The organism is Variovorax soli NBRC 106424, assembly GCF_001591385.1.
GTDB classification, from domain to species: Bacteria; Pseudomonadota; Gammaproteobacteria; order Burkholderiales; family Burkholderiaceae_C; genus Variovorax; species Variovorax soli.
Window position 1 is genome coordinate 1 of the sequence record NZ_BCUU01000187.1, and the last position, 4,200, is coordinate 4,200.

Here is a 4,200-nt window from a genome sequence, read left to right on the forward strand (position 1 = left end):
TGCGAGCCCCTGTCGGAGTGACAGACCAGGCTTCCATCGCGTTCAGGCTGTCGGGCGTAGAGGGCTTGCTCCAGCGCATCAAGTACGAAGTCCGTTCGCATCGAACTGCTCACCCGCCAGCCGACGATGCGCCTGGCAAACACATCGATGACGAAGGCCACGTACAGCCAGCCCTGCCACGTCGAGACGTACGTGAAATCGCTGACCAGCGCACGCTGATCGTGAAGCGCTTCGACCGGGAATGGATGGAGGATGGGAGGTGGATCGCCCGGCTTCCCCAGGAAGACTTCTGTCAGGCGCTGGGCCTGCCCTCGCGCCTGAAATACGAAGACGATGGCGGCCCGTCTGCCGCTGCCGGGCTCACGCTGCTGGCCGGGATCGGATGCGGAAACGGACCGGATGGCATTCCAACTCGCTCAGTTGGCCTTCTGTCTCATGTCGGCACCCGACGGCCACGCCAAGAACTTCTCGATCTTCCTGCGCCAAGGCAGTGCTTACGAAATGACGCCCTTGTACGACGTCCTGTCCGTGTGGCCCTACGTGTGAGCCGTGGACAACTGCATTTGCGCGACGTGCGCCTTGCAATCCTTGCAATGGCGCTCCGTTCGAAGAACACGCACTACGAGATCCACGCGGTCCGTGCCCGCCATTGGCAAGACCTGGCCATGAAAAACGGCGGCCATCGCGTCTCGGAAGCGATGCGGGGTTGTCGACCGCGTCACCTCAGCCCTCGAGACCGTCGAGGCGCAACTGCTCCAGGACTTTCCTGAACGCATCTGGGACCCGATCTCGAAAGGCATGCGGGGCCAAGCGAAACAGTTTCTCTCAGAGGCAGCCAACGTCTCCTGACCACAAGTACATGGCTTGCCCACAATCTTCCCGGCAACAGCCCCTTGGCTGTCGACGCTCGTGCAGGTCGAGAGAAGGGCAAACCCACCCAGCATCCGGCTACTGCGGCATCCACGCCTGGAGACGGTTCAACGAGGAACCCGGCTCCTCCCGATCCCACTTGTCTCGCGCCGGCAGGGGTCGAGTCGCTGACGCGTTAGGCAGCAATGCTGATAGCAGGCTCGCACTCCGATGCCACATTCTTTGGCGAGTGTGCGCTACTGCGAAGATCAAAAGCCATCCTCGCCAGCGCGTGCCCTCGCCCCAGAAGCCTCCATCGCTTGCAGCCGAGCATCCCGCTCGGGCGTGAGGTAGCAGCGATCGACGCGTGCCCCACGATCTGAATAGGCACCGGCGCATGGCCTGGCCGACCGTTGGCGTGAGTTCGGGCCATCGCGCTTGTCGGTGGGCATGACCGCGGACTTCGCACCCTGGATCAATAGCGTTCGCAAGTAGTCATCGGCGCGCTTGGTAATACGCCCTAGCCGGGTCTTGCCGCCGTTGGAACGCTGACTGGGACGACGCCCCACCGCTGAATTGGTGCCCACTCTTGAGCTGCCCGAAGTCGCCGCGTGCGCGCCGCCAATCCCAGTTCCCGTTTCGCGGCGCCTCGCTCATCAGTCCAATTGGGACGCGTCCTATTTAAGAATTGCGCAATTAGGACTGAGGCAAGTACTCGCCCTTTAGTGCCTCTTTGATACTTCCGACTGTTATTGTCGCCGCACTAAAAGTCTACTCGGTGCTCGGCCCCGCTATCCCAATGGATATACAGGCCAGAGCCAGTTCAGCTCCGAGATTTACATCGCGCCTTTTCAGCGCACGCAGGTCAAACAAGTCTTTTTTGCGCGGCAACGCTCGCTTGCCTCAATTCGCCCTGGGCGCCATCGCCCGGTCCAAAACCAATCGCGCAATCAAGGATCTTTTTCATGACCCACTCCCCTGCCATCGCCCCACGTGCCCGCACACTCCGCATCGGCTTGCCACTGTGCCAGCTCACCGCGGGGCTGTTTGTTGTTGGCATGGCCCTGGGCGATGCACCAGCGCATGCGCAAACCCAGGCGCCCGCGCCCACTCACCCAGGCGCGGCGCCCGCGGCCGCCCCGGCGGGCAGCGCTCCCAGCCCCAGCAGCACCCGCAGCCCCAGCGCTTTCGCCGACTGGCTGGAGAGTCACTCCGACTCGCTGGGCTCGGGGCCCATGCCCAGCGAATTTGAGCTGCGCCGCATCCTCTTTGACGCCGTGCGCACAGCCGCCGAGCACAGCCCACAGGTCAAGCAGGCGTACTCCAACTTCCAGGCCAGCCTCTCAGAGGTCGATCAAGCCAAGGGCGAGCGCTGGCCTCAGGTGGACATCGGCACCCAGACCAAGAGCCTGCAGTACGGCTCCAATGCCAACAGCGCCCCCCTGCCCGGCAACCAGCTGGGGGTGACGGTGACCACCAGCGTCTTTGACTTTGGGCGCATCAACAAAAACATCGCCAGCCGTGAACAGTCCGCCAGCGCCGCACAGCAGGCCCACGAGGCGCAGCTCGAGGAGTCCGCCCAGGAGGTGGTCAACACCCTCGTGGAAATCGCCAAGCAGCGCCTGGTCGTGCAGCTGAGCGAGCAATACCTGGACCGCATGCAGCGTCTGGCGGCCATGCTCAAGGAGATCGTGCAGGTCGATCGCGGGCGCAGCAGCGAGCTCACTCAAGCCACCTCGCGCGTCCTGGAAGCCCAGGCCAAGCGCGACAGCGCTCAGATGAAGGTGCGCGATGCGGAACTGAACCTGCGCAAGCTGGTGGGCGAGAGCCACCCGGTGGCACTACCGCTCACCAGCACCTGGCCTTTGCAGCCCGCGGTCTTGGAGCACCTGCTCGCCCAGGTGGAGCAACACCCCAGCATGCTTGAGGCTCAGGCCAGCGCCAAGGCGGCCGACTTGCAGGCGGCCACCGTCAAGGCCTCCTCCATGCCCTCGGTCAACTGGGTGGTCTCGGCGAACTTCGGCAAAGACGCCTACGGGCGCCAACAGCCCTGGCAAACCAACCTCGCGGCCAATTGGCCGCTGTTTCGCGGCGGCTCGGCCCAGGCCGCTTACAAGGCGGCGCTGTCACGCGCGGACGCCAGCCGCGATGTGATCGACCAACAGCGTCGGGACCTCACCTACGGCATTCGTGCAGCACACCAAGATGCCACCACCTTGCTCAGCCGCGCGGACCTGTACATCCAGCTGTCCAGCGAGACCGACCGCGTGCGCAAAGCCTTCTTCGAGCAGTGGCATCACCTGGGCAAGCGCACTTTGCTGGATGTGTTGAGCGCCGAGAGCGAGCACTACAACAACCGCGTCACCGAGGTCACCACCCGCTTTGAGGGCTATCAGGCGGTGTTTCGCGAGTATTCGCAAGCAGGCATTTTGTCACGCTGGCTCGAACGCGGCGAATAAATAAAGACAGGTATTAGATCACGGTCAGTCCATTTAGGACGCGTCCCATATAACTTCAATTGCCTTATCCATACAGTACTACTCTAGTCCTAGTTGGTAGGCAAAAAAAATCCAACACTCCTTTTTGCCGCGGATTGTAGCGGCATTGCAATTTCTCCATTCAATATTATTTAGGTGAACCCCGATGAGTGAAATCAAGCTGCTGGTTGTTGAGGGCAATTCTGTCCAGCAAACAGTTGAATTGAGTGCCGCCAAAAATGGCGCACCGGCCAAGATTAAGGCACTGGCGCGCGGCAAATATGTCCTGGCGCAAGGCGAAAAGGGTCTCGCGCCCGAAATGGTGACGGTCAAGCGAGTTGGAAAGAATCTTCTGCTCAGCGTCGAAGGCGCCGATCAGCAACAACAGCAACTGCTCATCGAAGAGTTCTATGACTTCGAGGGCGAGCTCGTGGGCCTGGCCGAGGACGGCCAGTACTACCCCTACGTCGCCTCCGATGCCCAGGAAGATCACGAAATCGCCGCCTTGCTGGACCAAAGCGACTCGGTTCAGGTCTTGGGCCAGGAGCGCTACAGCGCCCTGGGGGGGCTCATCCCCGCAGCGATTGCCGGCTACGGAGCATGGGCCACGCTGGGCGCCCTGGGCATCGGCGCCCTGGGCGCCGCCGCCAGCGGCGGCGGCGCCAGCTCGCCTTCTCCCGTGACCCCGCCTGCGGACTCGGGCACCAAGGACGAGTCGATCGACGATTCGGACGCCGATGCGGACTCGGATGCTGATGCTGATGCTGATGCTGATGCTGATGCTGATGCTGACGCCGACGCCGATGCCGATGCCGATGCGGATGCCGATGCGGATGCCGATGCGGACGCGGACGCGGACGCGGATGCCGATGCC

Annotated in this window: 2 protein-coding genes and 4 pseudogenes; 4 read left to right on the forward strand and 2 right to left on the reverse strand. The window is 62.6% G+C overall.

Going from position 1 to position 4,200, the window contains the following annotated elements:
- Positions 1 to 206: pseudogene (locus VSO01S_RS26050) on the reverse strand (DDE-type integrase/transposase/recombinase); the annotation flags it as partial.
- 15 nt (positions 207 to 221) lie between these two features.
- Here VSO01S_RS26050 and VSO01S_RS28300 point away from each other — a divergent pair.
- Together VSO01S_RS28300 and VSO01S_RS28215 are read left to right on the forward strand one after the other, a co-directional pair.
- A pseudogene (locus VSO01S_RS28300) lies at positions 222 to 296 on the forward strand (hypothetical protein); the annotation flags it as partial.
- 103 nt (positions 297 to 399) lie between these two features.
- Entirely contained in the window at positions 400 to 546 is a 147-nt protein-coding gene (locus VSO01S_RS28215; RefSeq protein ID WP_281179872.1) for a HipA domain-containing protein, read from the forward strand.
- A gap of 755 nt (positions 547 to 1,301) precedes the next feature.
- Here VSO01S_RS28215 and VSO01S_RS27425 read toward each other — a convergent pair.
- A pseudogene (locus tag VSO01S_RS27425) lies at positions 1,302 to 1,418 on the reverse strand (transposase); the annotation flags it as partial.
- A 396-nt stretch (positions 1,419 to 1,814) separates the two neighbouring features.
- Here VSO01S_RS27425 and VSO01S_RS26060 point away from each other — a divergent pair.
- Both VSO01S_RS26060 and VSO01S_RS28125 read left to right on the forward strand, forming a co-directional pair.
- Positions 1,815 to 3,308 carry a TolC family protein gene (locus tag VSO01S_RS26060; RefSeq protein WP_068645661.1) on the forward strand — a complete coding sequence of 498 codons (1,494 nt, stop codon included), beginning with the start codon at positions 1,815 to 1,817 and terminating at the stop codon, positions 3,306 to 3,308.
- Between the two features lie 184 nt (positions 3,309 to 3,492).
- Positions 3,493 to 4,200 (forward strand): annotated as a pseudogene (locus tag VSO01S_RS28125) (hypothetical protein); the annotation flags it as partial.

What these genes read in the sequence shown, in the direction of transcription:
- VSO01S_RS26060 (WP_068645661.1), top strand. Translation starts at nt 1,815, where the DNA reads ATGACCCACTCCCCTGCCATCGCCCCACGTGCCCGCACACTCCGCATC.
- VSO01S_RS28215 (WP_281179872.1), top strand. Translation starts at nt 400, where the DNA reads ATGGCATTCCAACTCGCTCAGTTGGCCTTCTGTCTCATGTCGGCACCC.